This is a genomic window from Blastocatellia bacterium (assembly GCA_035275065.1).
Lineage (GTDB): Bacteria > Acidobacteriota > Blastocatellia > UBA7656 > UBA7656 > DATENM01.
The window spans coordinates 1-2,398 of the sequence record DATENM010000024.1 but is presented as its reverse complement, the minus strand read 5'-3'; the positions used below and the strand labels follow the sequence as shown (position 1 = coordinate 2,398).

The following is a 2,398-nucleotide window of genomic DNA, read 5'->3' as shown; positions in this document are numbered from 1 at the left end:
AAAGCCAAGCCAACCTGATAGTAGAAAGGTGCTCCCAACTGTTCATCGTAGACTCTCACAAACAGTGCTGCCGGCCAGAACAGCACCTTGCCTACACTGAATGGCAAGAAGCTTAACATCAGCCCAAATACGCTGGTGAGGCCAGCGCCAAGCAGCAGCGATAATCGAATGCGCCGAACGACAATGCCGTTGCCAAGATGTTTTGATGACGTCCCGCTCATACCGATTCTACCTGCGCAAAGGGGCCTAACGCCCGCGTTCAGCGGGGCCGCGAACGGCCTCACCAGCAACCATATGAGCTGTGCTTCGCGGCCTCCGCTGCAACGCCTTGTTAGATGCGGCTTAAGCTAGGCAGCCGCTCTTCTTCATCCGTTGTGGGGTCCGGGCGAGAAACGACTCGGTCTTTGTATCGCTTTTGTATTTCTAGTGCGCTGGAGAATATTCGCTCAAAATCATCCCCATTCTCTGCCTCTATCTCATGGCGAATCTTCCGGACTTCCTCTATGATCGGATCATTCCACATATTACACCTCCATCAATTCTTCCGGTGTGCAGATCACCGGTGTACGAATCCCAAGTTTATCATTCACCTCTCCGAGGATTTTCCGCACTCTGCCGCTGGCTATATGTGTACAATTCCAACTGAGCAGGTAATCCATCTTATGCCAGACCGCTACCGCCAAGTGGAAGGCGTCTATTCTCGCTTTCTCCGGGATGTTGATAGCAGCAAAATACGTGGCGGCCAACTCACGTATCTCATCATTCAATTCCAGGATGGGTAGCCCAGCAATAGCGTCCATTCGCTTCTGGGCTGCGCCTTTGTCCCCTCTTGATGCCTCTTGTATGACAAACGGAGAAACGAAGCATTCAACCTGCGGGCGTACATTGTCCCACCACTCATCGGTAAGCTGTTGGTGTGCTGCAACAATCAAATCTCTGCTCGGCCTTGCAGTCAGGTAGCTAATGACGCTGGTTTCGATGTAGATTGCTGGCTTCACGAAAGGAGTATATCAGAATCAATTTCGCTCCGGGTCATTCCCATCGCCATGACTAATTGCAGCTTCAAGTTGCCAGCGAGCATCTAACGCTCGACATTACCGGGCGCGGCATGGTGCAATCGCAGGACGATGAGAAGCCCGCTTGCCGCGCTCCGGTGCATGTCGTTGTTAGGCGCGGCTTGCATAAGTGATCTTTCTCCAAACCTTTTCATACGGCCCAAGCTCAAAGGTAAACTTGAACCCTTCATACTTCCAGTATTTGGCTGTTGTACCTTCCATCTCCTCATTCCTGTAAGGCTGGTAGAATTCCGACCAGCTCACCTTGTCCTTCTCGATGGCTATTCGCGCACCTAATGGCCAGCAGACAATAATCCCGCAAGGGCAGCCCAGTAATAGCACTCGGTTCTTCCCCAGTGCGCCTGCTTCCGAAGGCTCGCCGAATAAGTGGCGCGATGGCGGAGCAAAATATTCCACTGGCAAAGATTCATAGCTTCCCGCTAAATCGGCATAGCCTTCAGACTGCGTGTAAGGCAATTCGATTTCTCGAACCCAATCTTGCAGCCGCCGGCCATCAATAATGAGATCAGCTACCAGCCCCAGTCCGCTTTCAGGGTCTGAATCTCTCGTTTGGATTTCCAGAACATTGCTCATCGAATTTCATCCGCGCCTAACGAACACACATCACCGGGCCGCGACAACGGCATTGGCCGAAAGATAAGAACTCCGCCGTCGCGGCTCCGGTGCATGTCGTTGTTAGACCCCGTTTCAATCTCTCAGAGACCCCTTTTCTTCTGGCCTCAACACTACAGGCCGCCTGTGTCATCGCCCATTCAAGTCTTCAAAGTGAAAGATCAATAGATAGATCATCCAATACAGAAGAGCTAGAAACCCGCCCCAGGCGAGGGGCCCCAATACCTTAAACAGGCTTTTCCTCCAAATCTGTTCTTCGATTAAGTTCAGGGGATCGGCAATGTTCTTTATCCCCATGGCATAGATTACTATGATGTAGATGCCCAGGATAACTAGCCAGGCCAGCGCCAAGTGCTTGCTAATGAGCCAAGCGACCAACCACAACAGCGGCGCACCGATAAATTGCCACGCCTTATGAATCCGTGCCTCTATATTTACAGGCTTCTTCGCGCCATTCGTTGATTCCATAGTTACCCTGGCATATCCATAGAGTCAGTGTACCGGGGTCTAACGAACACACATCACCGGGCCGCCGAACGGCATTGCGGGAAACGACGTGAACTCCGCTTCGGCGGCTCCGGTGCATGTCGTTGTTAGGCGGCCTGGCATCGCTTCCTGCCCTCTTGCTTCACTCAATGCTGCTCCCCCTTGCGCCTTCGGGCCTCTTCGTCCTGCCTCCTCAATCTGCTATTGCCGGTTGCCGGCCTTCG

General features: G+C 52.7%; 4 protein-coding genes. All 4 read right to left on the bottom strand.

Annotation, left to right across the window (positions count from 1 at the left end):
- On the bottom strand, positions 1-221 hold a 221-nt coding region (locus tag VJ464_04700; protein HKQ04405.1), incomplete at its 3' end, for a hypothetical protein.
- Positions 222-524: 303 nt separating this feature from the next.
- Positions 525-998, bottom strand: a complete 474-nt coding sequence (locus VJ464_04695) for a type II toxin-antitoxin system VapC family toxin (protein HKQ04404.1) — start codon at positions 996-998, stop codon at positions 525-527.
- A 168-nt stretch (positions 999-1,166) separates the two neighbouring features.
- Complete coding sequence (locus VJ464_04690) at positions 1,167-1,649, bottom strand: hypothetical protein (protein ID HKQ04403.1); 483 nt, start codon at positions 1,647-1,649, stop codon at positions 1,167-1,169.
- Between the two features lie 168 nt (positions 1,650-1,817).
- Positions 1,818-2,156, bottom strand: coding sequence for a hypothetical protein (locus tag VJ464_04685; protein HKQ04402.1), 339 nt, complete (start codon positions 2,154-2,156; stop codon positions 1,818-1,820).
- Positions 2,157-2,398 lie beyond the last annotated feature (242 nt).